This is a genomic window from Luteimonas mephitis DSM 12574 (assembly GCF_000422305.1).
Taxonomy (GTDB): Bacteria; Pseudomonadota; Gammaproteobacteria; order Xanthomonadales; family Xanthomonadaceae; genus Luteimonas; species Luteimonas mephitis.
In genome coordinates this window covers 384,639-411,421 of record NZ_AULN01000014.1, presented here as the reverse complement: position 1 = coordinate 411,421, position 26,783 = coordinate 384,639, and the positions used below count along the sequence as shown (strand labels likewise).

Annotated in this window: 21 protein-coding genes; 13 read left to right on the top strand and 8 right to left on the bottom strand. The window is 69.8% G+C overall.

Going from position 1 to position 26,783, the window contains the following annotated elements; translation table 11 throughout:
• Nucleotides 1-85: 85 nt before the first annotated feature.
• On the bottom strand, nt 86-4,003 hold the full coding sequence (locus H570_RS0106700) for a GH36-type glycosyl hydrolase domain-containing protein (protein ID WP_027080074.1): 3,918 nt from the start codon (nt 4,001-4,003) through the stop codon (nt 86-88).
• Between the two features lie 107 nt (nt 4,004-4,110).
• On the opposite strand from H570_RS0106700, the gene H570_RS0106695 reads away from it, so the two are divergent.
• The 3 genes from H570_RS0106695 (at nt 4,111) to gnd (ending at nt 8,011) form a co-directional block, all read left to right on the top strand.
• Nucleotides 4,111-5,505 (top strand): glucoamylase family protein, encoded by a 1,395-nt coding sequence (locus H570_RS0106695; RefSeq protein WP_245559554.1) that lies wholly within the window; start codon nt 4,111-4,113, stop codon nt 5,503-5,505.
• Nucleotides 5,505-7,004 (top strand): mercuric reductase, encoded by a 1,500-nt coding sequence (locus tag H570_RS0106690; RefSeq protein WP_051176181.1) that lies wholly within the window; start codon nt 5,505-5,507, stop codon nt 7,002-7,004. The genes H570_RS0106695 and H570_RS0106690 overlap by 1 nt, the downstream gene beginning before the upstream one ends.
• 101 nt (nt 7,005-7,105) lie before the next feature.
• Nucleotides 7,106-8,011, top strand: a complete 906-nt coding sequence (gene gnd / locus H570_RS0106685; protein ID WP_027080071.1) for a phosphogluconate dehydrogenase (NAD(+)-dependent, decarboxylating) — start codon at nt 7,106-7,108, stop codon at nt 8,009-8,011.
• 136 nt (nt 8,012-8,147) lie between these two features.
• Here the strand turns inward: gnd and H570_RS0106680 are convergent, their stop codons facing one another.
• Genes H570_RS0106680 through zwf form a run of 7 tightly spaced genes read right to left on the bottom strand, consistent with a single transcriptional unit; the run spans nt 8,148 to nt 17,056 of the window.
• Nucleotides 8,148-8,363: a hypervirulence associated TUDOR domain-containing protein gene (locus H570_RS0106680; protein WP_027080070.1), complete on the bottom strand. Its 216-nt coding sequence runs from the start codon at nt 8,361-8,363 to the stop codon at nt 8,148-8,150.
• Nucleotides 8,363-10,435 (bottom strand): transketolase, encoded by a 2,073-nt coding sequence (gene tkt / locus H570_RS0106675; RefSeq protein WP_027080069.1) that lies wholly within the window; start codon nt 10,433-10,435, stop codon nt 8,363-8,365. Before tkt ends, H570_RS0106680 begins: the two co-directional genes overlap by 1 nt.
• A gap of 39 nt (nt 10,436-10,474) precedes the next feature.
• On the bottom strand, nt 10,475-12,139 hold the full coding sequence (gene pgm, locus H570_RS0106670) for a phosphoglucomutase (alpha-D-glucose-1,6-bisphosphate-dependent) (RefSeq protein WP_027080068.1): 1,665 nt from the start codon (nt 12,137-12,139) through the stop codon (nt 10,475-10,477).
• Complete coding sequence (gene pgi, locus H570_RS0106665) at nt 12,139-13,794, bottom strand: glucose-6-phosphate isomerase (RefSeq protein ID WP_036135368.1); 1,656 nt, start codon at nt 13,792-13,794, stop codon at nt 12,139-12,141. Before pgi ends, pgm begins: the two co-directional genes overlap by 1 nt.
• Nucleotides 13,795-13,806: 12 nt before the next feature.
• Nucleotides 13,807-14,895 carry a transaldolase gene (tal, locus tag H570_RS0106660; RefSeq protein ID WP_027080066.1) on the bottom strand — a complete coding sequence of 363 codons (1,089 nt, stop codon included), beginning with the start codon at nt 14,893-14,895 and terminating at the stop codon, nt 13,807-13,809.
• Complete coding sequence (locus H570_RS16670; protein WP_051176180.1) at nt 14,892-15,650, bottom strand: HAD family hydrolase; 759 nt, start codon at nt 15,648-15,650, stop codon at nt 14,892-14,894. Before H570_RS16670 ends, tal begins: the two co-directional genes overlap by 4 nt.
• Complete coding sequence (zwf, locus tag H570_RS0106650; protein WP_051176179.1) at nt 15,644-17,056, bottom strand: glucose-6-phosphate dehydrogenase; 1,413 nt, start codon at nt 17,054-17,056, stop codon at nt 15,644-15,646. The genes H570_RS16670 and zwf overlap by 7 nt, the downstream gene beginning before the upstream one ends.
• Nucleotides 17,057-17,650: 594 nt before the next feature.
• Between zwf and H570_RS0106645 the strand changes: the two genes are divergently transcribed.
• The 10 genes from H570_RS0106645 (at nt 17,651) to H570_RS0106600 (ending at nt 26,780) form a co-directional block, all read left to right on the top strand.
• Nucleotides 17,651-18,127, top strand: a complete 477-nt coding sequence (locus H570_RS0106645) for a hypothetical protein (protein ID WP_027080064.1) — start codon at nt 17,651-17,653, stop codon at nt 18,125-18,127.
• Between the two features lie 111 nt (nt 18,128-18,238).
• A complete protein-coding gene (locus H570_RS18850) occupies nt 18,239-18,652 on the top strand; it encodes a hypothetical protein (RefSeq protein WP_156899873.1) in 414 nt (137 codons plus the stop codon).
• 101 nt (nt 18,653-18,753) lie between these two features.
• Nucleotides 18,754-20,250, top strand: a complete 1,497-nt coding sequence (gene ccoN / locus H570_RS0106635; RefSeq protein ID WP_084499875.1) for a cytochrome-c oxidase, cbb3-type subunit I — start codon at nt 18,754-18,756, stop codon at nt 20,248-20,250.
• A gap of 10 nt (nt 20,251-20,260) precedes the next feature.
• Nucleotides 20,261-20,878: a cytochrome-c oxidase, cbb3-type subunit II gene (ccoO, locus tag H570_RS0106630; RefSeq protein WP_027080061.1), complete on the top strand. Its 618-nt coding sequence runs from the start codon at nt 20,261-20,263 to the stop codon at nt 20,876-20,878.
• Nucleotides 20,879-20,881: 3 nt separating this feature from the next.
• Nucleotides 20,882-21,025, top strand: coding sequence for a cbb3-type cytochrome c oxidase subunit 3 (locus H570_RS18515; protein ID WP_084499873.1), 144 nt, complete (start codon nt 20,882-20,884; stop codon nt 21,023-21,025).
• The gene (ccoP, locus tag H570_RS0106620; RefSeq protein WP_245559553.1) at nt 21,022-21,978 is read left to right on the top strand and encodes a cytochrome-c oxidase, cbb3-type subunit III; all 957 of its coding nucleotides are present in this window, start codon (nt 21,022-21,024) and stop codon (nt 21,976-21,978) included. Before H570_RS18515 ends, ccoP begins: the two co-directional genes overlap by 4 nt.
• A 41-nt stretch (nt 21,979-22,019) precedes the next feature.
• Nucleotides 22,020-22,271 (top strand): hypothetical protein, encoded by a 252-nt coding sequence (locus tag H570_RS0106615; protein WP_027080059.1) that lies wholly within the window; start codon nt 22,020-22,022, stop codon nt 22,269-22,271.
• Nucleotides 22,272-22,281: 10 nt separating this feature from the next.
• Entirely contained in the window at nt 22,282-23,829 is a 1,548-nt protein-coding gene (locus H570_RS0106610; protein ID WP_027080058.1) for a 4Fe-4S dicluster domain-containing protein, read from the top strand.
• A gap of 27 nt (nt 23,830-23,856) precedes the next feature.
• Nucleotides 23,857-24,357: a FixH family protein gene (locus tag H570_RS0106605; RefSeq protein ID WP_027080057.1), complete on the top strand. Its 501-nt coding sequence runs from the start codon at nt 23,857-23,859 to the stop codon at nt 24,355-24,357.
• Nucleotides 24,354-26,780 (top strand): heavy metal translocating P-type ATPase, encoded by a 2,427-nt coding sequence (locus H570_RS0106600; RefSeq protein WP_027080056.1) that lies wholly within the window; start codon nt 24,354-24,356, stop codon nt 26,778-26,780. The genes H570_RS0106605 and H570_RS0106600 overlap by 4 nt, the downstream gene beginning before the upstream one ends.
• The last annotated feature ends 3 nt before the right edge of the window (nt 26,781-26,783 follow it).

The window sequence follows — 26,783 nt, the reverse complement described above, 5'->3', positions numbered from 1 at the left end:
CTGGCGCGCGGCGCGGCGCGCCAGCCACTGGCGGGCGGTTTCGCCTGGGCGCTTGCGGGGCGGGATCACGCGCGGGCCGGCTGCATCAGCGGCCGAGTCCGATGGCAACGCGGTGCACGGCGCCGTCGTCGCGCAGCGGCACCAGGCACGGGCCGACGTCGAGCGCGCGGCCGTCGAGTTCGCAGCTCGCGATGCCGCGGCAGGCGCGGTGCGGGTTGGCGACCTCGATCAGGTAACGGCTGCCGCCGTGGCGGTACTCGATCGAGAAGCCGGGCCAGTCCCGGGGAATGCACGGGTCAAGCAGCAACTGCTCGCCCTGCAGGTGGAAGCCGAGGATCGCCTCCAGTCCGGCCCGGTAGAGCCATGCGCCGGAGCCGGTGTACCAGGTCCAGCCGCTGCGGCCGACGTGCGGTTCGACCGAGTACACGTCGGCGGCCGCCACGTAGGGTTCGACCTGGTAGCGCGCCACGCCGTCCGGCGTTGCGGCGTGGTGGACCGGATTGATCAGCGAGAACAGTTCGAACGCGCGGTCGCCGTCGCCCAGCTTCGAGAACGCGAAGATCGACCACTGCGAGCCGTGCGTGTACTGGCCGCCGTTCTCGCGCAGGCCCGGCGGATAGGCCTTGATGTAGCCCGGGTCGTGCGAAGTGTGCTGCAGCGGCGGCGTGAACAGCGGGGCGATTCTCTCATTGCGCAGGATCAGCTGGCGGTCGACCTGCTCCATCGCCGACCTTGCGTGTTTGGGATCACCGCCGCCGGCGATCACGCTCCACGACTGCGCGATGGCGTCGATGCGGCACTCTTCGCTTTCATGCGAACCCAGCGGCGTGCCGTCGTCGTAGTAGCCGCGGCGGTACCACTGCCCGTCCCAGCCGCCCGCATCCAGCCCGATGCGCACCGTCCTGGCCACCTGTTCCCAGCGCGCCGCGCGGTCATGTTCGCCGCGGGCCTTCGCATGCGGCGCGAAGGCGTCGATGGTGGCGCACAGGAACCAGCCCAGCCACGAACTCTCGCCCCTGCCCTGCTCGCCGACCCGGTTCATGCCGTCGTTCCAGTCGCCGGTGCCGAACAGCGGCAGGTCGTGCGCGCCAAGCGTGAGGCTGACGTCGATCGCGCGCGCGCAGTGTTCGTAGAAGCTGGCATCGGTGGCGGCGATGGTCGGCCGGTAGTAGGCCTCGTGCGCGCCGGGTTCGACCTGCGGCCCTTCGATGAAGGGCTGGCGCGTGTCGAGCAGCGCGGTGTCGCCGGTGGCGTCCATGTAATGGCAGGCGACGAACGGCAGCCACAGGCGGTCGTCGGTCATGCGCGTGCGGATGCCGTCGCCGCCGGGCGGCAGCCACCAGTGCTGCACGTCGCCCTGCTCGAACTGGCGGCCGGCTGCGCGCAGCAGCTGCGCTCGGGTTTCGTCCGGCCTGGCGATGCAGGTCGCCATCACGTCCTGCAGCTGGTCGCGGAAACCATACGCTCCGCTGGCCTGGTAATAGGCGGTGCGCGCCCACACCCGGCAGCACAGCGCCTGGTACAGCAGCCAGCGGTTGAGCAGCAGGTCCATCGCACGGTCCGGCGTGCGCACCTGCACGGTGCCGAGGATGTCGTCCCACTGCCGCGTGGCGGCCTCCAGCACGGCGTCCAGGTCGGCATCGCGGTAGCGGCGCACCAGCTTGCGTGCGGCTTCGGCGTCGGCTGCGTCGCCAAGCAGCAGCACGATCTCGTCCTCGCCGCCTGCGGGCAGCTCGATGCGGGCCTGCAGCGCGCCGCAGGGGTCGAGGCCGGCGCCGGTGCGGCCGGCCAGCGGCGCATTGGTGCGCAACGCGGCGGGTGAAGCGAGGTCACCGTGCGGGCCGATGAAGTCGCAGCGATCGCCGCCGTGCGAGGACTGGCGTCCGCGCAGGTCGATGAAGGCGACGCGCTCGCCGAACTCCGCGCGCCAGGCATTGCCGGCGAACAGCGCGCCGGTGCCCGCATCCAGTGACGTGGTGACGAAGGGCGCCGGCCGGGTGCCGTTCGGCCCCAGCGCCCACTGCACGAACGCGGTGACCGACAGCCTGCGCGCGCGCCCGGAGCGGTTGCGCAGCCGCAGCCGCGAGATCTTCAGGCCGTCGTCGACCGGCACGTACTGCAGCAGGTCGAGTTCGATTCCGTGCCCCGCGTGCTGGAAGCGGCTGTAACCGTGGCCGTGGCGCACGACGTACTCGCCGCCATCGCCGCAGCGCGGCAGCGCGGTGGCGGTGAACAGCCGGCCGTCGTCCTCGTCGCGCACGTACAGCACTTCCTGTGGCGGGTCGGAGACCGGATCGTTGGCCCACGGCGTGATCGGGTTGCGCTGGCTGTTCTGCGACCACGCATAGCCGCCGCCGGCCTCGGTGGCGGTGAAGCCGAAATCGGGATTGGCGACCACGTTGAGCCACGGCATCGGCGGCAGCACGCCGTTGCGGATGACCGTCACGTACTCGCGGCCGTCGTCGGCGAAGCCGCCGTGGCCGTTGAAGAACTCGAGGGTGTCCTCGATGGCGTCGGCAGGCGCGTCCTGCGTGATCGGTTCAATGCCGCCGCGCGCGGCGACGGCATCATTCGCGTCCCTGGCCGGTTGCGCACCTGCTTCGGCAGACAGCGCATCACCCTGTTCGGCCAGCATGCCGCCGCGCTGGTCGATGACGATCGCAGCGGCCGTCGCCAGGCCCGCCAGCAGCGTCGGCGTGGCCTGGTCGGCGCGCAGGGCGAACAGGTTCGGCTTGCCGTCCGGAGGCGGAAACCGCCTGGCGTGCGCGTCGAAGCGCGCCTGCAACGCGGCCTGGCACGCGGCCGAATCTCCGTCGCCCGCATCGACAAGCGCCACCAGGTCGGCGTCCACGCCATGCGCTTGCCAGTACGCGCCGGCGATCAGCAGGTCGTCCGCCAGTGCCAGGCCCGCGTCGCTTTCGATCCGAAGCAGCACGATGGGGCGATCACCGGAAACGCCGCCGGCCCACAGCGTCGGTGCGCCGCCCTGCCCCGCCGCGAGCGCGTCGGGAGCGGCGCGCAGCGCCGGATCCGCGTACAGCAGCGCGGATGCGAGCCGCTGGAAGCGCTGCGCCTGCGCGTCGTCGATGTCGAGCCTGGCCTGCAGCTCCCGCGCATGTCGCGATGCGCTTTGCGATGCGTGCGCGAAGGCGTCAGCGCCGCGGTACCGGTCGGCGAGCGCCAGCACCGCGTCGCGCGATCCGGCCGCCACCGTCCACAGCTGCAGCGTCGCCGATCCGCCCGCCGCGATGCGCACGCGGCGGCGCAGGCAGAACACGGGGTCGAGCACGGTGCCGACGGTTCCCGACAACCTCGGCATCGACAACGCTGCGGGGCTGCGCTGGTCGCCGCCGCGGCCGATGAAGCGCGCGCGGTCGGTTTCCCACTGCGGTTCGTCGCCGGTTCCGCCCTCGACGTCGAGCCACTGCGCGGCGCATGCGGACGGGTCGCCCGGGCTGCGCACCCGGCGCGCGGCCAGCAGCAGTTCCCGTTCGGCCAGCCACTGCGTGCGCACGAACATCTTCGAGAACGCGGGATGCGCCGCATCGCCCGGCGCCGGAGCCAGCACCAGTTCGGCGTAGCTGGTCACTTCGATGGTGCGTTCGCGGTCACCCCGGTTGTGCAGGGTGATGCGCCGCACGTCGGCGTCGCCATCGCCCGCGACCAGCACTTCGGTCGTGGTTTCGATGTCGCCGTCGCGGCGCCGGATGCAAGCACGACCCGCATCGAATGAAGCCTCATACGCGTCGGGCGCGCCGCCGACCGGCTGCAGTCCCGCCGACCAGGTCGCGCCGTCGTCGACGTCGCGCAGGTACAGCCAGCAGCCGCGATCATCGCAGGTCGGATCGGCGCGCCAGCGCGTGATCGCGCAGTTCCCCCACTGCGTGTAACCGGCGCCGGCCGCGGTCAGCATCACGCCGTGGCGGCCGTTCGAAAGCAGCTGCAGCCGCGGTGCCTGGCGGCAGGCCGAAGGAGGCGTGCTCCCGGAAGCATGATCGTGCATGGGATCTGGATTCCTGTCGGGCGACCGCTCTTTATGACACGTCGGCGGTAATGGCCAGGTCAACATCATGGCGAGCTAACGAACTGCCGCCTACACTGCGCGTCAAGGTGCCGAAGACGATCCACAACAGCGCGGCGGCGGCGACCGTGGCGCACGCCGCGGCCATCGACGCCGACGACGTGCAGTCGTTGCCCGGCGTGACCGATGACGCGCAGCTCGACGCCTGGCAGCGGGCCGCCTTCGACTACTTCCCGCGCAACCGCAATCCCGCCAACGGCCTGTTCTTCGACACCTCGCGCGCCGGCTCGCCGGTCAGCATCGCGGTGGTCGGGTTTGCCCTGTCGTCGTACCCGGTCGCGGTGGAGCGCGGCTGGATCGACCGTGCGGAAGCGATCGAGCATTGCGCCGCCGCGCTGCGCTTCTTCCGCGACAGCAACCAGGACGGCAGCGACGGCGCCACCGGCTACAAGGGGTTCTACTTCCACTTCCTCGACCGCGATGCGGGCACCCGCGTTTGGCGCTGCGAGCTGTCGATGATCGACACCGCGCTGCTGGTCGTCGGCGCGCTGGCGGCCAGCCGCTACTTCGACGCCGACACTCCCGCCGAGGAAGAACTTCGCCAGATCGCCGACCAGCTGTACCGGCGCGTCGACTGGCGCTGGTCGCAGGACGGCGGCAGCACGATCATGCAGGGCTGGAAGCCCGAATGCGGCTTCCTCCACTACGGATGGGAGGGCTACAGCGAGGCGATCGTGCTGTACGTGCTCGCGCTGGGCTCGCCCACCCACCCGATCGGCGACGACTGCTACCGCGCCTGGACCAGTACCTACCAGTGGGAGAACCTCTACGGCCAGGAATTCCTGTACGCGGGGCCGCTGTTCATCCACCAGTTCTCGCACGCGTGGATCGACTTTCGCGGCATCCGTGACCGCTTCATGCGTGCCAAGCAGTGCGACTACTTCGAGAACAGCCGCCGCGCCGTCCACGTGCAGCGCGCCTATGCGTGCATCAACCCGCGCGGCCATGCCGGCTACGACGAGGATTGCTGGGGATTCAGCGCCTGCGAAGGACCCAGCGACGAAGTGCAAGGCGCCGATGCCGAACCGCGCCACCTGTTCGGCTACGCCGCGCGCGGCGTGCCCTACGGCCCCGACGACGGCACCCTGTCGCCGCCGGCGGTGCTGGCCAGCCTGCCGTTCGAGCCGGAACTGGCGCTGGCGGCGATCCGCACGATGTGCGAGCGCCATCCCGGGATCGTCCACGAGCACGCCTTCACCAGCGGCTTCAACGCCGACCTGCGTGATCGCAGCGGGCGCGCTTGGGTGTCGCCGGGCCTGTTCGGACTGGACCAGGGAATCATCGTGATGATGATCGAGAACCACCGCACCGGGCTGCCGTGGAAGCTGATGCGCGGCTGCCGCTGGATCGTTGAAGGCCTGCACCGCGCGGGCTTCGACGGCGGCTGGCTGGATACGGCCGCGCGCAACGGGGAGCAGGCCTGATGCATCGTCGGGATTCCGGCTCCGGCATCGTCGTCGACCCGGCCGTCCGCGACGAGCTTCGCGACAACATTCGCCCCACGCCGTGGCGAAACCCCGTGCCCGCGGACCGCTACGGGCTGGTGGTGGTGGGCGCCGGTGCCGCGGGACTGGCGGCGGCGCGCGAGGCTGCCGACAGCGGCGTGCGCGTGGCGCTGGTCGAGCGCGACCTGCTCGGCGGCGACCGGCTCAACTTCGGCTGCGAGCCGTCCAAGGCGCTGGTCCGCACCGCCCGCGCCTACGCGCAGATGCGCGATGCCCGGCGCTACGGTGCCGCCGCGCCGCAGCAAGTCGAGGTGGATTTCCACGCCGCGATGGAGCGCGTGCTGCAGCTGCGCGCACGCCTGAGCCGCGCGACCTCGCCGCGGATGCTGATGGAAGCCGGCATCGACCTGTTCTTCGGCCATGCGATGTTCAAGGCGCCGGACCGGCTCGATCTCGACGGGGTGCGGCTGCGCTTCGACAAGGCCGTGATCGCCACCGGCGCCGAGCCCGACGTGCCGGACATTCCCGGCCTGCGCGACGTGGGCTACTTCAACAACGAGACCATCTTCGGCATCGACGCGCTGCCGCGGCGGATGCTGGTCATCGGCGGCGGCCCGCTGGGCTGCGAGCTGGCGCAGGTGTTCCGCCGTTTCGGCAGCAGCGTGATCATCGTCCAGCACATGCCGCTGTTCCTGCCGCATGAGGAGCGCGACGCCGCGCAGATCCTGTCGGTGGCGTTCGCGCGCGACGGGATCGAGGTGCGGCTGAACACCGAGGTGACCGCGGTGCGCCGCGTCGATGGCGAGATCCGCGCCGACCTGCGCAGCGACGACTACGTGACCAGCGTGGCCGCCGACGCGCTGCTGGTGGGCACCGGCCGGGTGCCGCGCGTCGACGACATGGGCCTGGACGCGGCCGGCGTGCGCCACGACGCCGTGCACGGCATCCGCGTCGACGAGCACTTGCGCACCGACAATCCCGCGATCTACGCCGCCGGCGACGCCTGCATGGCACACCGCTTCACCCATGTCGCCGAGGCCACCGGCCGCATGGCGGCCGCCAATGCGCTGCGCGGCGAAAAGCACGTGTTGAGCGACCTCGTCATCCCCTGGTGCACCTACACCGACCCGGAGATCGCGCACGTCGGCCTCTATGTGCGCGAGGCGATGCGCCGCGGCATCGCCGTCTCGACCAGCACGATCCCGCTGCACGTGGTGGACCGCGCGGTGCTCGACGGTGACGACGTCGGCTTCATCAAGCTCCACGTCGCCGACGGTTCGGACCGCATCCTGGGCGCGACGATCGTCTCGCGCTGCGCCGGCGAGCTGATCGGACAGGTCACCCAGGCGATGGTCAACGGGATCGGCGTGCGCGGACTGGCGCGGGTGATCCATCCCTATCCCACCGAGTCGTCCGCGATCGGTGCGGCGGCCCGCGCCTGGTGCCGGGAGCACCCGGTGTCACCGCGGAATGAATGACGGACATGGCAGGCAGCCGGCGCGGCATCCCCGCGCCGGGTGCAGAATCGGCTCCACGCAGCATCGGCTTCACGACTTCGATTGCAGACAGAGGAACGCACATGGAACTGGGCATGATCGGTTTGGGCAAGATGGGCGCGAACATGGCGCAGCGCCTGGTGCGCGGCGGTCATCGCGTGGTCGGGTTTGATCCGAACCCCGACGCGCGCTCGCGCGTGGAAGCGTTCGGCGCGGAATCGGCTGCGTCGCTGGAAGAACTGGTCGGCAAGCTGCCGGCGCCGCGTACAGTCTGGATGATGGTGCCGGCCGGTGACATCACCGGCGGCACGGTCGACGCGCTGGCGAAGCTGCTGGCGCCGGGCGACACGATCGTCGACGGCGGCAACTCCAACTACAAGGACACGCTGGATCGCGCGAAATCCGTCGCCGGCAAGGGGCTGCACTACGCAGACTGCGGCACCAGCGGCGGCGTCTGGGGGCTGGCCGAGGGCTACAGCATGATGGTGGGCGGCGACGCCGCGGTGGTCGATCGCCTGCGCCCGCTGTTCGAGACGCTGGCGCCGGGCAAGGACCTGGGTTGGGGCCACGTCGGGCCGGTGGGGTCCGGGCACTTCACCAAGATGGTCCACAACGGCATCGAGTACGGCCTGATGCAGGCCTATGCGGAAGGCTTCTCGATCCTCGGCCACAAGACCGACTTCGGCCTCGACCTGCACCAGATCGCGGAAATCTGGCGCCACGGCAGCGTGGTGCGCTCGTGGCTGCTCGACCTGACCGCCGACGCGCTGGGCAAGAACCCGACGATGGATGGCATCGCGCCGTTCGTGCCCGACTCCGGCGAAGGCCGCTGGACCGTGGCCGAAGCGATCGACCTCGACGTGCCCGCGCCGGTGATCACCCAGTCACTGATCGAACGCCTGCGCTCGCGCGACAGCGACTCGTTCGCCGACAAGCTGCTGTCGGCGATGCGAAACGAGTTCGGCGGGCATGCGATGAAGAAGGAGTAGCGGCGCGCCCGCGCCGACGCGCCCAATGACATCCGTAGGAGCGGCCCATGGCCGCGAGATCTTGCCCTCCCTGCGAAGGCAGTGGGAGGAGTGAAAAGCTCGCGGCCATGGGCCGCTCCTACGGAAGGCGCAAGAGTCAGGACTTCACTTTTTTCAGCGCCCCGCCCTTGTGCACGGCGACGTGATCGGTCTTGTCGCTCTTGATCTCGTACTGCGGGTCGTCCTGGCTGCAGTGGCGGGTGTAACCGTGCCAGTCGAAGTCCTTCACGTGCACCTTGGTGATCTTGCCGCTGACGTGGCCGGCCTCGGAGTTCCACGTCACGTGGTCGCCGACCTTGAATTCATGTGCCATCAGGATGCCTCCTTTCCAAGCAGCGCGCGGGCGCGCGCGCAGACGTTGTCGACGGTGAAGCCGTAGCGTTCGAGCATCTCGCTGCCCGGCGCGGAGGCGCCGAAGCGGTCGACACCGAGCACGTCGCCGCCGTCGCCTACGTAACGGTGCCAGCCCTGCGGCGAGCCGGCTTCCACCGCCAGCCGCGCCGGCACGCCAGGCGGCAGCACGGCATCGCGGTACTCCGGCGGCTGTCCGTCGAACAGCGCCCAGCACGGCATCGACACCGCGCGCGCGGCGATGCCCTCCTCCTGCAGTTTCTCCGCGGCGGACAGCACCAGCCCGGTTTCGGCGCCGGTGCCGATCAGCACCACTTCCGGTTCGCCGTCGCCGGCATCGAGCAGCACGTATGCGCCCTTGCGCAGGCCGTCGGCGGGCGCGTACCTGCCGCGGTCGAGCGTCGGCACCTTCTGCCGCGACAGCGCCAGCGCCACCGGCCGGTCCTTCGCTTCCAGCGCGACGCGCCAGGCGGCCGCCGTTTCGTTGGCGTCGGCCGGCCGGATCACCAGCAGGTCGGGTACCGATCGCAGCCCCGCCAGCTGTTCGACCGGCTGGTGCGTGGGTCCGTCCTCGCCCAGCGCGATGGAGTCGTGGGTGAACACGTGCACCACGTGCAGGCGCATCAGCGCTGCCAGGCGCATCGGCGGACGCATGTAGTCGGAGAAGATCAGGAACGTCGCGTCGTAGGGAATGATGCCGCCGTGCGCGGCCATGCCGTTGCAGATCGCGCCCATCGCGTGTTCGCGCACGCCGAAGTGCAAATTGCGGCCGGCGTAGCTCCAGCCGCCGCCGGTCGAGCCCTGCTGGTCCTCGCCGGGCGTGGCGCGCGGGTCGAAGTCGCCCAGGCCCTTGACCGCCGTGTACGTGGATGGGTCGAGGTCGGCCGAGCCGCCGGTCAGCGCGGGCAGCTTCGGTGCGATCGCCGACAGCACGTTGCCGCCGGCCTCGCGCGTGGCCATGCCCTTCGCGTCGGCGGGGAACACCGGGATGTCGCCGTCCCAGCCCGGGGGCAGGCGTGCTTCGAGGCTGCCGCGCAGCTCGCTGGCCTCGTCCGGAAACGCTTTGGCATAGGCGTCGAAGCGCTGCTGCCAGTCGGCCTCGTCGCGCTTGCCGCGGTCGAGCGCGGTGCGGAACCGCGCCAGCGCATCGTCGGGCAGCAGGAACGGCGGCTGTTCCGGCCAGCCGAGTTTGCGCTTGGTCGCCGCGACGTCCTTCTCGCCCAGCGGCGAACCGTGCGCCTTGAAGCTGTCCTGTTCCGGCGAGCCGTAGCCGATGTGGGTGTGCACCAGCACCAGCGAGGGCTTCGTGGTCTCGTCGCGCGCCCGCTGCAGCGCCTGTTCGATCGCGGCCACGTCGTTGCCGTCGTCCACGGTCTGCACGTGCCAGCCGTAGGCGGCGAAGCGCGCGGCACGGTCCTCGGTGAAGGTGATGTCGGTGCCGGCGGCGAGCGTCACGCTGTTGTCGTCGTACAGCACGTTGAGCTTGCCCAGCTGCAGGTGGCCGGCGAGCGACGCGGCTTCGGATGCGACGCCTTCCATCAGGTCGCCGTCGCTGGCGATCACCCAGGTGTGGTGGTCGACAACGGCGTGCCCCGGACGGTTGTAGCGCGCCGCGAGCTGCGCCTCGGCCATCGCCATGCCCACGGCGTTGGCCAGGCCCTGCCCCAGCGGGCCGGTGGTGACTTCCACGCCCGGCGTGTGGCCGCGCTCCGGGTGTCCCGGCGCCTTGCTGCCCCACTGCCGGAACTGCTTGATGTCGTCGAGTGACAGGTCGTAGCCGGTGACGTGCAGCAGGCTGTAGAGCAGCGCCGAACCGTGGCCGGCGGAGAGCACGAAGCGGTCGCGGTCAGGCCAAGCGGGATTGGCCGGATTGTGTTTGAGGAAGTGCTGCCACAGCACGTAGGCCATCGGCGCGGCGCCGAGCGGCAGGCCGGGATGGCCGCTGTCGGCCTCCTGCACCATGTCGACGGAAAGGAAGCGCAGCGTGTCGATGCAGCGCTGGTCGAGGGTATCGGATGGATGTGCGGGTGACATGGATGTCCTCCTCGCGGCGCGCCTGGCAGGGGCGCGGGATTACGACTCCTTGCCCGGGGCCGGTGCCAGCGCCGCGTCGACGATGCCCTGCGCCTCGGCGAGGATCGCCTGCAGGTGGTCGCGGCTTTCGAAGCTTTCGCCGTAGATCTTGTAGATGTCCTCGGTGCCCGACGGCCGCGCGGCGAACCAGCCGTTGTCGGCCACCACCTTGATGCCGCCGATCGCCGCGTCGTTGCCCGGCGCCTTGTCCAGCACCCGGCGGATCGGCGCACCGGCCAGCCTGTCGGCCTTCAGCTGCGCGGGCGCGAGCTTCGCCAGCACCTGCTTCTGCTGCGCACTGGCCGGCGCCTCGACGCGGTCGAAGAAGACCTCGCCGAAGGCGTCGCACAGGCCGCGGTAGTGCTGGTGCGGGTCGCGTCCGTGGCGCGCGGTGAGCTCGGCCGCGAACAGCGCCGGCACCATGCCGTCCTTGTCGGTGGTCCAGACCGTGCCGTCGCGGCGCAGGAAGCTGGCGCCGGCACTTTCCTCGCCGCCCAGCCCCAGCGAACCGTCGAACAGGCCGTCGGCGAACCACTTGAAGCCCACCGGCGTCTCGTACAGCTTGCGCTGCAGCCGCGCGGCGACGCGGTCGATCATGCTGCTGCTGACCACGGTCTTGCCCACGGCGGCGTTCGCGCCCCATCGCGGGCGATTGCGGAACAGGTCGTCGACCATCGCCGCCATGTAGTGGTTCGACGGCAGCAGCCCGGCTTTCGTGACCACGCCGTGGCGGTCGTGGTCGGTATCGCAGGCGAAGGCGACGTCGAAGCGGTCCTTCATCCCGATCAGCCGCTGCATGGCATACGACGAGGACGGGTCCATGCGGATCTGCCCGTCCCAGTCCAGGGTCATGAAGGCGAACTGCGGGTCGACCTGCTCGCTGACCACTTCGAGGTCGAGCGAATAGCGTTCGGCGATGCGCGCCCAGTAGTGCACGCCGGCACCGCCGAGCGGGTCCACGCCCATGCGCACGCCGGCGCCGCGGACCAGGTCGAAGTCGAGCACGTTGCCCAGGTCTTCGACGTAGTGGCCGAGGAAGTCGTGCTCGCGCGTGGTCGTCGCGGCGCGGGCCTGTGCCAGCGGCAGGCGCGACACGTCCTTCAGGCCGGTTTCGAGCAGCGCGTTGGCGCGGTCCTGCACCTGGCGGGTGATCGCGGTGTCGGCCGGGCCGCCGTTGGCCGGGTTGTACTTGAAGCCGCCGTCGCCGGGCGGGTTGTGCGAAGGCGTGACGACGATGCCGTCGGCCAGGCCCGAGGTGCGGCCGCGGTTGTGGACCAGGATCGCGTGGGATATGGCCGGCGTCGGCGTGTACTCGTCGCCGGCCGCGATCCGCACCTCCACGCCGTTGGCCGCCAGCACCTCCAGCGCGCTGTCGCGTGCCGGCTTCGACAGCGCATGCGTGTCGATGCCGAGGAACAGCGGCCCGTCGATGCCCTGCGCCTTGCGGTATTCGCAGATTGCCTGGGTGATGGCCAGCACGTGCTGTTCGTTGAAACTGCCGTCGAACGAAGTGCCGCGGTGGCCCGAGGTGCCGAACGCCACCCGCTGCGCCGCGAACGACGGATCCGGCTTCACGTCGAAGTAGGCCGCGAGCAGCCTGTCGATGTCGACCAGCTGCGCGGCCTGCGCCGGCTTGCCCGCCAGCGGGCTGATGTTCGTGCCCATCAGGGGCTGCCCCGCTGTTCCAGGTAGCGCCGGATCAGCGCATTGGTGGAGCTGTCGTGCTGCAGCTCGGGCGTGTCACCGGCTTCCAGCTCGCTCGCGGTCCGTTTCGCCAGCACCTTGCCCAGCTCCACGCCCCACTGGTCGAACGAGTCGATGTCCCAGACCACGCCCTGCACGAACACGCTGTGCTCGTACAGCGCCACCAGCGCACCGAGCGCGTGCGGCGTGAGCTTCTTCGCCAGGATCGTGCTGCTCGGACGGTTGCCCTCGAAGGTCTTGTGCGGCACCAGCGCCTCGTCCACGCCTTCGGCGCGGACTTCGTCGGCCGTCCTGCCGAACGCAAGCGCCTCGCCCTGCGCGAACAGGTTGGCCATCAGCAGGTCGTGCTGCTCTCGCAGCGGGCTGAGCGGTTCGCAGAAGCCGATGAAGTCGCACGGCACCAGCCGGGTGCCCTGATGGATCAGCTGGTAGAACGAATGCTGGCCGTTGGTGCCCGGCTCGCCCCAGTACACCGGCCCGGTCTGGTAGTCGACGCGGCGGCCGCCGAGCGTCACCGACTTGCCGTTGCTCTCCATCGTCAGCTGCTGCAGGTAGGCCGGGAAGCGCTTGAGGTACTGCGCATATGGCAGTACCGCCACCGTTTCCGCGCCGAGGAAGTTGTTGTTCCACAGCGCGACCAGCGCCATCAGCACCGGCAGGTTGCGCTCCGGCGGGGTGTCGCGGAAATGCACGTCCATGGCATGGAAGCCGGCGAGCATGTCGCGGAAGTTGTCCGGGCCGATCGCGATCATCGTCGACAGGCCGATCGCCGAATCCATCGAATAGCGGCCGCCCACCCAGTCCCAGAACCCGAACATGTTGTCGGTGTCGATGCCGAACTCGCGCACGCCGTCGGCATTGGTGGAAACCGCGACGAAGTGCTTGGCCACGGCCGCCGCGTCGCCGCCCAGCGCGGCCAGGCACCAGTCGCGCGCGGCGTGTGCGTTGGCCAGGGTTTCCAGCGTGGTGAAGGTCTTGGAGCAGACGATGAACAGCGTCTCGGCCGCATCCAGGCCGCGCACGGCCTCGGAGAAGTCGGTGCCGTCGACGTTGGACACGAAGCCGAAATGCATGCCGCGGTCGCTGAAGTCGCGCAGCGCCTCGTACGCCATCACCGGCCCGAGGTCGGAGCCGCCGATGCCGATGCTGACCACGTTGCGGATGCGCTTGCCGGAATGACCGGTCCACTGCCCGCAGCGCACGCGGCCGGCGAACGCGGCCATGCGATCGAGCACCTCGTGCACCTGCGCGACCACGTCGACGCCGTCGACCTCCAGCCGCTCGCCCTTCGGCATCCGCAGCGCCACGTGCAGCACCGAACGGTCCTCGGTGCGGTTGATCCGCTCGCCGGCGAACATCGCCGCGGCGCGCGCGCGCAGGCCGCAGGCTTTGGCCAGTTCCAGCAGCAGGCGCAGGGTGTCGTCGTTGACGCGCTGCTTCGAATAATCCAGGTACAGGCCGGCCCCTTCGGCGCTGAGGCGCTGCCCGCGCGCCGGATCGGCGGCGAACAGCTCGCGCAGGTGGGTGCCGGAGAATGCCCTGGCATGGGCCGCGAGCGCCGCCCACTGCGGGCGCTGCGCCAGCGGGACCTGGTTGCCGGCGGAAGACGTGTCCATGGCCGCCCTTCCTCAGCGGCCGCCGCCGGCCAGCGCCTGCGCCTTGTCGGCGATGCGCTGCATCAGCTGGTGCCACGACTTGACGAACGCCTCGGCGCCGTCACGCTGCAGCTTGCCGGCCAGCGCCTCGACGTCGACCCCGGCCGCGGTGATCGCGCGCAGCGTTTCGGCGGAGTCGCCGCCGTCTTCGGCCATCGCCCCATGCACCTTGCCGTGGTCGGCGAACGCGTGCAGGGTCTTCTCCGGCACCGTGTTGATGGTGTCCGGCGCGGCCAGCGCCTCGATGTAGAGCGTGTCCGGTGCGGCCGGGTCCTTGGTGCCGGTGCTGGCCCACAGCAGGAGCTGCGGCCGCGCGCCGGCGGCGGCGAGCTTCTTCCAGCGGTCCGAGGCCAGCAGTTCGCGATAGGCGCGATACGTCTGCTGTCCCACCGCGATGCCCAGCCGGTTGTGCAGTTCCACCGGCAGCTGGTCCGCGCTGGCCTTGTCCCAGCGGCTGATGAACAGTGACGCCACCGAATTGATCTTCGGATCCAGCCCGGCCGCGATGCGGCGCTCGATGCCGCGCATGTAGGCCTCGGCGACGGCCAGGTACTGCCGGGTGGAGAACAGCAGGGTCACGTTGATCGGCACGCCGGCGAAGATCGATTCCTCGATCGCCGGCACACCCTCGGGCGTGCCCGGGATCTTGACGTACAGGTTGTCGCGCGCGCCGTCGGCGCGGATGCGCGCGGCGGCGGCGATGCTGCCGGCGGTGTCGGCGGCCAGCAGTGGGGACAGCTCCATCGACACCCAGCCGTCGACGCCGCCGGTGGCGTCGAACGCGGGCCGGAACAGGTCGGCGGCGCGGCGCAGGTCTTCCAGCGCCAGTTCGATGAACAGCGCTTCTCCCTGCCTGCCTGCGGCGGCCTTCTCGCGGATGCCGGCGTCGTAGGCATCGCTGTTGCCGATCGCCTCGTCGAAGATCGTGGGGTTGGACGTCAGCCCGGTGATGCCGTAGTCGGCGATGTAGCGCTGCAGCGTGCCGTTGTCGAGGATCTCGCGGGTGATGTTGTCCAGCCACAGGCTCTGGCCGAGGTCGCGAAGCAATTGCAGGTGGGTCATTTCGATTCCTGTTGTTGCGATGTGGATGCCGTCGCGGCGGATGCCGTCATGGCGGGCACCGCCTGCAGGCAGGCCCGGGGGCCGAATTGTTGCAGGTCGAAGGTGGACAGTTCAGCGATGTCGTCGATCGCCATGTCCGGCGCCGGGTCGATCGGCTGGCCCGCGGCCTCGTCGGCATAGTGCCCCTGGCGCACGAACACGGTGGTGAGGCGCTCGCCCATGGCGGATTTCATCGCCGCCAGCAGCCTGGGCTTGTCGTCCACCATCACGTAGTGCCGCGCCGGGTAGCGCCGCTGCACCGCGTCGAGCATGTGCTGCTTGTGCAGGTAGATCAGCACCCTGCCCTGCAGCGCGTCCCACAGCCCGGAGCGCTGCACCTTGCGCGGCTGGAACACCACGTCGCCGTCGGACAGGATCACCGGCGTGCCCAGCTCGTGCAGCCGTTCCACCGTTTCCAGCGCGCCCGGGTAGACGCGCTCGGCGAACGGATAGCCCAGCATGTAGCCGGACATGCGCAGCAGGTCGGGATCGTCCTCGCGGCCCTCGCGGAACGCCTGCAGCGCGGCGAGGTAGTCGGCGTAGCCCAGGCGCACGCGCTCGCTTTCGTACAGCGCCCAGTACGCGGCGCGGCCGTCGGTGCCGAAGTCGCGCTGCAGGCGCGCGTCGAGATCACTCTTGAAGCGGTCGTTGTCGAGCAGCGTGTTGTCCACGTCCAGCAGGAAGACCACGTCGGTGGCGGGATCGCGGTTCAGCATGGGTCGCCCGTCTCGGGCCGTGGATCGTGCCAGCCCTCCCGGCCCTTGATGATCGACGCCGCGGACGCCGGGCCCCAGCTGCCCGGCTCGTAGGCTTCGACCGCGGGATGCTTGCGCAGCACCGGGTCGATCACGCGCCAGGCAGCCTCCACCGCGGCGTCGCTGGTGAACAGCCCGGTATCGCCGCGGATCGCGTCGCCGAGCAGGCGCTCATAGGGCGATTTCTCTTCGGCGTGCTGGTGGCGCGCAGTGAGCTCGACGTCCTCGCCCACCATCGCATCGCCGGCGCGCTTGACCCGCACCCCGGTGGCGATCACCACTTCCGGGCTCAGCCGCAGGCGGAAGTAGTTGGAATGCACGGGCACGGCCTCGTCGAAGATCCCCATCGGCGGGCACTTGAGGTCCACCACCACCTGGGTGGAGGTGATGGGCAGGCACTTGCCGGCGCGGATGTAGAACGGCACCCCGGCCCAGCGCCAGGTGTCGATGTGCAGGCGCAGCGCGGCGAAGGTTTCGACATCGGAGTCCCTGGCCACGCCCGGTTCGTCGCGGTAGCCGCGGAACTGGCCGCGGACCAGCTCGCCCGGTTCCAGCGGCCGCATCGCCCGGAACAGGCGCAGCTTCTCCATGCGGATCGACATCGGGTCGCTGCCGATCGGCGCGTCCATCGCCAGCAGCGCGACCACCTGCAGCAGGTGGTTCTGGACCACGTCGCGGATCGCGCCGACGCCGTCGTAGAACGCGCCGCGGCCCTGCACGCCGAAGTCCTCGGCCATGGTGATCTGCACGTTGTCGACGTGTTCGCGGTTCCACAGCGGTTCGAGGAAGGCGTTGGCAAAGCGGAAATACAGCAGGTTCTGCACCGCCTCCTTGCCCAGGTAGTGGTCGATGCGGAAGATCGACGCCTCGTCGAACACCTCGTGCAGGGTGGCGTTGAGCGCTTGCGCGGAGGCCAGGTCGCGGCCGAACGGCTTTTCCACCACCACGCGCGCGCCTTTCGCGCAGCCGCTGGCGTCGAGCGCCCGGACCACGGTGGCGAACAGGCTGGGCGGGATGGCCAGGTAATGCAGCGGATGCCGCGCGTCGCCCAGCGTCTTGCGCAGCTGTTTGAAGGTGGCGGCATCGTTGTAGTCGCCGTCCACGTAGCGCATCAGCGAGGCCAGCTTCGCGAACGCGGCCTCGTCGATCCCGCCGTTGTGCTCGATGCTGTCACGCGCCCGCTCGCGCAGCTGGTCCACCGTCCACCCGGCCCGGGCCACGCCGATCACCGGGATGTCCAGTCCCCCGCGCGCGACCATTGCCTGCAGCGCGGGAAAGATCTTCTTGTAGGCAAGGTCGCCAGTGGCGCCGAAGAACACGAATGCGTCGGAAGCAGTGCCGGGGGATGCGTCGGAATCGGAGGGCAAGGGGGTTCCAGGCCGGTGGAGTGGCTGCATGCTAGCGGCGGCGGGGTTAATACCGGGTCATTGCGCTGTCAGAGGCAGCAGGCGCATTGGAAGCAGAGTGCGTTGCCCTGGCGATTCCCCTGCGGCAGCAGCGGCTGGCTGGGACCGGTGCCCACGGCTCGCACTCTTGCAATGATGCTTAAGGCCCCTCCCCAACCCTGTAGGAGCGGCGGAAGCCGCGAGATTTTGATCCCGCAGCAATGCCTCGGGAAAGCTCGCGGCTGAAGCCGCTCCTACGAGACAGCGATGGCTTGGCTTTCACGCGACTGCATGCGTCCATTCGAGAAACCCGGGTGACCCTCACCCCATGTGATAGCGGGTGGTACCGGCGAGTGCGCAAACGCCGGGTAGGAAAAATCCTATGCGTACTCGCGGCGTACGCCGATTTTCACTCGGCCCTGTTTCCGCCACAGTGCCTGCGTCCCACCCACCGACACCCGGCCGGTCAGCGACCGCGCCGCATCGGGGGCGCCGGGGCATCGCCGGCAGGCCTGTCGGCACCACGGGCGGCACATGCCGCTTCTCACTCACATGGAATGCATAAGGACCAATGCCGTGAACCAGAACCTCATTTCCCTCGCCTTCGACGCCACCCGGCTGGCCGCCATCGACAGCAGCCTGACCGAGCTGGAGACGCATCTGTCCGGGCTGATCGCGCTGAACGCCGCACAGCGCCGCAAGCTGATGCGGATGGGCGACAAGTCCGAGGCCTTCGGCCGCCAGGCGCTGACGATCCTGGCGCAGAACCCGCAGATCGTGCCGCCCGGGCTGGGGCTGGCCGATGCGCAGGCCGACCTGGCCACGCTGGACCAGCTGCGGCCAATCCTGTCGCGGCTGCAGCGGCTGACCGAGCGGGCGTCGGACTCGGACGTGGCGCTGGGCAGCGACGTGATGGCGGTCGCGCTGCAGGGCTATGCCCTGCTCAAGGTGGCCGGCAAGAACCAGGGGCTGGAAGGGCTGCGCAAGGAGCTGGGCGCGCGGTTTGCCAAGTCGTCGCGGCAGGATGGCGAGGACACGTCGGCCGCCACCTGACGCCGGGCGCAGCCCAACCCCGCCGGCGACAGCGCCGGGCGGGGCCTCGAGAGACAAAAAGCCGCAGCGATGCGGCTTTTTGTTTGGGCGATGCCCCGGATTGCGTGGGCGATGGCGAAAAAAGCGTCATCGATGCGGGTGCAAGGTGCCAGCGATGGCGCTTTTTGCGTCAACGCAGGCGCTCGAAGTGTCAGCGGCGACGCTGAAAGTCTCATCGGTGACGCTGAAAGTCTCGTCGGTGACGGTAAAAGTCTCGCCAGCGACGGTCAAAGTCCCGGCGGCGACGGTAAAAGTTTCGGCGAAAAGGGAGAAAGTGCCTGCGCTGACCGTCAAAGCGCCTGCCGTGACGTTGAAAGTGTCGGCGACGGCGCGGAAAGCGGCACGAACGCCGCCGAAAATGGCACCATTGGCGCCCGCAACCGCTGTGCCAACCCTTTCACGGCGTGGCCGGCGGACGAGGTGGCAGCGTTGGCGAAAAAAGTGGCAGGCGTGGCGGTGCGGTGGCGTCGCGGCCAGGTTCCCTGACCGGCCCTGCCCCACGGCGCCAAAAGGGCGTTTGATCGAGATCAAGTCCGCCCGCGGCCGCTTTCTGGACAATATCGGAGCAGCGAAATCAAGGTGTTTCCATGAGCATTCAAGCAGTACAGCCTGCGCCGGGCGGCGCATCGGGCGTGATCCCGCACGTCGCGGAAGCCGCTGCGACCTACAGCGACAAGGTAGTGCGCCAGTTCGTCGTCGCCACGATCCTGTGGGGCATCGTGGGTATGGCGGTGGGCGTGCTGATCTCGGCACAGCTCTACTGGCCGGCGCTGAACTTCGACATCCCGTGGCTGAGCTACGGCCGGCTGCGCCCGCTGCACACCAACGCGGTGATCTTCGCCTTCGGCGGCTCGGTGCTGTTCGCCACCAGCCTGTACGTGGTCCAGCGGACCTGCCACGTACGGCTGATCTCGGACAAGCTGGCCGCCTTCGTGTTCTGGGGCTGGCAGGCGATCATCGTGGCCGCGGCCATCACCCTGCCGCTGGGCCTGACCCAGGGCAAGGAATACGCCGAGCTGGAATGGCCGATCGACATCGCCATCGCGGTGGTCTGGGTGGCCTACGGCGTGCTGTTCTTCGGCACCATCGCCAAGCGCCGGGTCAAGCACATCTACGTGGCCAACTGGTTCTACGGCGCCTACATCATCGCCGTGGGCATGCTGCACATCGTCAACAACCTGTCGATGCCGGCCAGCCTGGCCAAGTCCTACCCGATCTACAGCGGCGCGGTCGATGCGATGGCGCAGTGGTGGTACGGGCACAACGCGGTGGCGTTCCTGCTGACCACCGGTTACCTGGCGATGATGTACTACTTCGTGCCCAAGCAGGCCGGGCGGCCGATCTACTCGTACCGGCTGTCGATCGTGCACTTCTGGGCGCTGATCTCGGTCTACATGTGGGCCGGCCCGCACCACCTGCACTACACCGCGCTGCCGGACTGGGCGCAGTCGGTTGGCATGGTGTTCTCGCTGATCCTGCTGGCGCCCAGCTGGGGCGGCGCGATGAACGGCATCCTCACGCTGTCGGGTGTCTGGTACAAGCTGCGCACCGACCCGATCCTGAAGTTCCTGATCGTGGCGATCAGCTTCTACATGATTGCCACGTTCGAGGGGCCGATGCTGTCGATCAAGACGGTCAACTCGCTGAGCCACTACACCGACTGGACCGTGGGCCACGTCCACGCCGGCACCCTGGGCTGGGTGGCGATGATCTCGATCGGCTCGGTCTACGCGCTGCTGCCGCGGCTGCAGGGGCTCAAGGAGATGTATTCGGTCAAGTGGATCGACGCGCATTTCTGGCTGCACACGCTGGGCGTGGTGTTCTACATCGCCTCGATGTGGATCGCCGGCGTCACCCAGGGCCTGATGTGGCGCGCGACCAATCCCGACGGCACGCTGACCTACAGCTTCGTCGAGTCGCTCAACGCCACGTATCCCTACTACCTGGGGCGCCTGTTCGGCGGCGTGCTGGTGCTGGCCGGCATGTGCCTGATGGCGTGGAACATGTACAAGACCGTGCAGCTGGCCAGGAATCCGGCGCCCAATCCGGTGCTTCCGCCCGATGTGGCCGAAGCGCGCGCCTGAGGACGACCCGATGAGCAATATTGGACACGAGAAAGTCGAGAAGAACATCGGCCTGATGGCGGTGCTGATCACGGTGGCGCTGTCGCTGGGCGGGCTGGCCGAGATCGTCCCGCTGATGTACCAGGCCGAGGCGATCAAGCCGCTGCCGGGCGTGGAGCCCTACCCCGCGCTGCAGCTTGCCGGACGCGATGTGTACGTGCGCGAGGGCTGCTACAACTGCCACTCGCAGATGATCCGCACGCTGCGTTTCGAGACCGAGCGCTACGGCCACTATTCGCTGGCCGGCGAGTCGGTGTACGACCGGCCGTTCCAGTGGGGCTCCAAGCGCACCGGGCCTGACCTGGCGCGCGTGGGCGGGCGCTATTCGGACGACTGGCACCGGGTGCACATGATCAACCCGCGCGACGTGGTGCCCGAATCCAACATGCCCGCGTTCCCGTGGCTGGCGGAGAACGTCCTCGACGGCAAGCAGGTCGCCGCGCACATGCGCGCGTTGCAGCGCCTCGGCGACCCGTATACCGACGAGCAGATCGCGGCCGCCGCCGCGGACGTCGCCGACAAGACCGAACTCGACGCCGTGGTCGCCTACCTGCAGGCGCTCGGCAAGCACGCGCCGCGGGGGGAGTGAGCCATGTTGTCCGGAATCGTGACTTCGATCCTGCTGCTGCTGTTCCTGCTCGGCTGGGCGTGGGCGTGGAGCCCGCGCCGCAAGGCCGACTTCGATGCCGCCGCGAGGCTGGCGATCGATGAAGACGTGCCGGAGGACCGCCCATGATGAGCACCGGCTGGTCGTGGTACGTCATCGCGCTGCTGGCGCTGAACCTGCTCGGCTGCGTGTGGCTGCTGTGGTGGACGGCCAAGCGCCGCCCCGGTGATCCCAAGCCGGAGGAAACCAGCCACTACTGGGATGGCGACATCACCGAGTACAACAAGCCGATGCCGCGCTGGTGGATCAACGGCTTCTACCTGCTGCTGGCGTTCTCGGCGGTGTACATCTTCTGGTACGGCGGCCTGGGCCGCTACGAGGGCTACGGCAAGTGGAGCTCGGCCGGCGAGCACGCGCTGGCCAAGGCGGCCGACGACGCGCGGCTGGAGGCCACGTTTGCGCCGTACAAGGGCCAGCCGATCGACCAGATCGCCAGGGACCCGACGGCGATCAAGCTGGGCCAGGCGATCTTCAACAACAACTGCGCCACCTGCCACGGCTCGTCGGCACAGGGTGCGATCGGCTTCCCCAACCTGCGCGACGACATCTGGCACTGGGGCGGCACGCCCGACGACATCCTGGCCACGGTGCTCGACGGCCGCGAAGGCGTGATGCCCGAATGGGGCACCGTGCTCACCGGCATGGGCGGCGACAGCGCGGTGGTCTCGGTGGTGGCGTACGTGCGCTCGCTGTCCGACCCGGCGCGCAGCAAGGATTACCTCGCCGTCCAGGGCCAGCGCCTGTACGAAGGCGTCTGCGTCGCCTGCCACGGCGTCGAGGGCAAGGGCAACCAGGCGCTGGGCGCGCCCGACCTGACCGACGACTACTGGATGTACGGCGACAGCACCGCGCAGCTGAGCGAATCGATCGCCAAGGGCCGCCACGGCGTGATGCCGGCCTGGCGCGATATGCTGGGCGAAACCCGCTCGCGGCTGGCCGCCGCCTATGTGTGGTCGCTGTCGCACCCCGCCGACGCCACCGCCGGCGCCGCGCCGGCGGCGAAGGAGACAGGCAACCAGTGACGGATTTCACCGAGCCGAAGTTCGACCACCCGCCGCGCCCGATGGCGCAGCGGATCGGCGCGATTGCGTGGCCGAGCTTCTTCTCGGCGGGCGTGGCGACGATGGCGTTCTTCGCCTTCGTCGATCCGCTCGCGCTGCGTGACATGACGTTCCCGGACATGCCGATGACCCGTGGCCTTGGCTACAGCATCGGCTTTTTCATGTTCTGGATCGCGACTGCGTCGTCGAGCCTGTTCACATGGATCCTGCTGCGCCCGGCCAGCCGCTTCAACCGGCCCATCCCGCACAAGTGAACGCATTGCAGTGAGCAAGAAGATCGACCTGGAGCTGCTCGACGAGGGCGCTTCCGTCTACGCCAGCGAGCGCAAGGTCTATCCGCGCGACGTCGCCGGCACGCTCAACCGCCTGCGCGTGGCCGCGGTGTTCTGGCTGCTGGGCATGTACTACGTGTTCCCGTGGCTGAAGTGGGACGGCCACCAGGCGGTGCTGTTCGACCTGCCGGCGCGCAAGTTCCACGTGTTCGGGCTGACCTTCTGGCCGCAGGACTTCACCTTCCTGGCGATGCTGCTGATCATCCTGGCGCTGGTGCTGTTCTTCGCCACCGCCCTGCTCGGCCGGGTTTGGTGCGGCTACGCCTGCCCGCAGACGGTGTGGACGGAAGTGTTCCTGTGGATGGAGCGCTGGACCGAGGGCGACCGCGCCAGGCGGATGAAGCTCGACGCCGGTCCGTGGACCCGCGAGAAGCTGCTGCGCAAGGGCAGCAAGCACGTGCTGTGGCTGGTGTTCGCGCTGTGGACGGGCTTCACCTTCGTCGGCTTCTTCACCCCGATCGTGGACCTGGGCGCGCGGCTGTGGCCGTTCGACTGGAACGGCTGGGAAGTGTTCTGGGTGCTGTTCTACGCGCTGGCCACGTGGGGCAACGCCGGCTTCCTGCGCGAGCAGGTGTGCAAGTACATGTGCCCGTACGCGCGCTTCCAGGGCGCGATGTTCGACCGCGACACCCTGATCATCGCCTACGACCCGATGCGCGGAGAGCCGCGCGGCCCGCGCAAGCGCACGCTCAAGGACGTGTTCACCCGCGCCCGCGGCCTGCTCGACGTGGCCACGGCCTACGACTACGTGTTTCGCGCGACCCGCCACCCCAGCGCGGCCGACAACCGCCTGCAGGCGGCCGGCACGATCATGCTCGGCAACGTGGACGAGGAAGCCAGGCCGCTGCCGAAGTTCGCGCCCGAGGAGTTGGGCGACTGCATCGACTGCACCATCTGCGTGCAGGTCTGCCCCACCGGAATCGACATCCGCAACGGCCTGCAGTACGAGTGCATCGCCTGCGGCGCCTGCATCGACGCCTGCAACGACGTCATGGACAAGATGGGCTATGCGCGCGGCCTGATCCGCTACACCACGCAGAACGCCATCGACGGCGGCAAGACGCGCGTGGCGCGCCCGCGCATCGCGGTCTACACGGTGCTGCTCGTGGCGCTGGTCACTGCATGGGCCTGGGGCGTGACCACGCGCAGCAGCCTGATCGTCGACGTACTGCGCGACCGCAACGCGCTTTACCGCAGCGCCGCCGACGGCAGCATCGAGAACGGCTACACGCTCAAGCTGGTCAACAAGGCCGGGCAGGCGCGCGAGTTCAACATCGAAGTCACCTCGAAGACGCCGGGCATCGCCCTGCGCGCACTGGACCAGCCGATCCACGCCGAGGCCGAGGAAGTGCTGTCGCTGCCGGTGGTGCTGGCCGCGCCCGCCTCGATCAAGGGCCGCCAGGACGTCGTCTTCACCGTGCGCAGCGAGGACGGCGCGGCCAGCGAGACGGTCGACAGCACCTTCTTCGGGCCGATGTGACGGGCGCGCCGTGATGGACACGAGGCAATGAACGACAAGCGCCGCCACGCCCTGCGCGAGCCGATGGTCTGGCTGGTGATCGCCCTGCCTCTGGCGGCGGTGGTCGCGAGCATCTGGCTGGTGGTGCTGTCGTCGCGCGGCGGCAGCATCGACTCGGTGGCCGACGAGGTACAGCGCACCGGGCAGATCCAGACCACGGACCTGGGCCCCGACGAGCGCGCCGCGCAGCTGAAGCTGGGCGCGGTGCTGCAGTCGGAGGAAGGCATGCTGCGGGTGTTCCCGGCCGGTGGCGAGTTCCACCGCGGCGAGAACCTGCGCCTGACCCTGCTGCACCCCTACAGCAAGGACGCGGACCAGGTGTTGACGCTGGTCCCCGACAAGCTCGGCTGGCACGCGGAGCACGCGCCTGACGCGGGCCACGACTGGAACCTGCAGCTTGGCGACGAGGCCGGCAGCTGGCGCCTGCGCGGGCGCCTGCCACGCGGACAGCACGCCGCGCATCTGGGGCCCGCGCTGGAAGCGAAGTGAACGCGCAGCCCGACCACGCCTGCTTCCACTGCGGCGAACCGCTTCCCCCCCACCCCGCCACCGCGACCATCGACGCCGAGCCGCGTGAGTTCTGCTGCGACGGCTGCGCGGGCGCGGCGCAGTGGATCCGCGACGCCGACCTGGGCGACTACTACGAACTGCGCAGCGCGCCAGCCGGACAGGTGGGCGTGGAACCGGTGGATTTCTCGGCCTGGGACCGCGACGACCTGCTGCACGAGCACGTGCATGCGGTGGAAGGCGGACGCGAGATCACCGTGCTCACCGACGGCATGCGCTGCGCCGCCTGCGCATGGCTGATCGACCGCGCCCTGCGCCGCGAACCGGGCGTGCTGGACATCAGCGCCAACGCGGTGACCGGCCGCATCCGCATCGCCTGGGATCCGTCGAGGGTGGTGCTGTCGGCGCTGCTGCAGCGCATCGCCGCGCTCGGCTATCGCCCGTACCTCAGCGGCGGCGAGATGCGCGAGCAGGCGCGCCGCGCCGAGCGCAACCGCTGGCTGCTGCGGCTGGGGCTGGCCGGGATCGGCGCGATGCAGGCGATGATGTTCGCCGAAGCCCTGTACCTGGACTTCAACAACACGATGCCGATCGCCACCCGCGACTTCTTCCGCTGGGTGACGCTGCTGGTGTCGTCGCCGGTGGTGTTCTGGGCCGGCTGGCCGTTCATCGCCGGCATGCTGCGCGAACTGCGCGGGCGCCGGCTGGGCATGGACACGCTGGTCGCCAGCGCCACCCTGCTCGCCTACGGCGCGAGCGTGGTGGAAACGATCCGCGGCGGCGCGCACGTCTGGTACGACGCCGCGGTAATGTTCGTGTTCTTCCTGCTCGCGGCGCGGATGCTGGAACAGCGCGCCCGCAACATCGCCAGCGCGCAGGTCGATGCGCTGGCGCGGGCGCGGCCGGTAATCGCGATGCGCGAGCTGCCCGACGGCGGCCGCGAGGCGGTGCCCGTGGCAGCGCTGCGGGTGGGCGACATCGTGCGCGTCGCGGCCGGCGACGCGCTGCCGGCCGACGGCCTGCTGCTCGATGACGAGGCCAGCTTCGAGGAAGCGCTGCTGACCGGCGAATCCACCCCGGTGCGCAAGCAGGCCGGTGCGCAGGTGTATGCCGGCACGGTCTGCCGCGAACATCCGGCGCGCGTGCACGTGCGCGGCGTCGGCGCGGATACCCGCCTGTCGCAGCTGGCGCGGCTGGTGGAACACGCGCAGGAACACCGGCCGCCGCTGGCGCGCTTGGCCGACCGCATCGCCGGCTGGTTCGTGCTGGCGCTGCTGCTGGCCGCGCTGCTGGTGTGGCTGGGCTGGCGCATCCACGACCCGTCGCGTGCGCTTGAAGTGACGCTGGCGCTGCTGGTGATCAGCTGCCCCTGCGCGCTGTCGATGTCGATTCCCGCCGCGCTGGCCGTGGCGCACGGCGCGCTCGCGCGGATGGGCGTGCTGGCGCTGCGCCCCGATGCGCTGGAAACCCTGGCCAACGTCACCGACGTGGTGTTCGACAAGACCGGCACCCTCAGCGACGGGCGTCCGCGCCGTGCCACCGCGGAGGCCATTGGCGGTTTCGACCTGCAGGCCGCGCTGCGCATCGCCGCCGCGCTCGAACGCGACAGCGGCCACCCGCTGGCGCATGCGTTTGCAGATGTCGAAGGCGTGCCCGCGGCAAGCGAGGTGCGCGCGGTGCCGGGCACCGGCATCGAAGGCGTGGTCGACGGCGTTGCCTGGCGGCTCGGGCAGGCCGGTTTCGCCTGCGGCGGCGAGGACGACGGCAACCTGTGGCTCGGCGACGGGCAGCGCGGTGTCGCCCGCTTCGGCGTGCACGAGTCGGCGCGGGCCGAGGCCGCCGACGCGATCGCCGAGCTGCGTGCGCTGGGGCTGCGCGTGCACCTGTCGAGCGGCGATTCGATGGAAGCGGTGGCGCGCTTCGGCAAGCTGCTCGCGATTGACGACGTGCACGCGCGGCAGACGCCGGAGCAGAAGCTGGCCTTCGTGAGGACGCTGCAGGCGCAGGGCCGGCGCGTGGCGATGGTCGGCGACGGGCTCAACGACGCACCGGTGCTGGCCGGCGCCGACGTGTCGCTGGCGGTCGCCGACGGCGCGGCGCTGGCGCAGCGCGCCGCCGACCTGGTGGCGACCCATCCGTCGCTGATGCGGGTGCCCGAATCGGTGGCGCTGGCGCGGCGCACGCGCAAGATCATCCGCCAGAACCTGGCCTGGGCGCTGGGCTACAACGTGCTGGCATTGCCGCTGGCGGCCGCGGGGCTGGTGACGCCGTGGCTGGCGGCGCTGGGCATGGCGGCGTCGTCGCTGACGGTGACGCTGAACGCGCTGCGGCTGGCGCCGGGGCGGAAGCAGCCGCCGCAGCCTGCAGCTGCGATGATGGCGGCCGCTGCCTCGCCGACCGACTAGGGC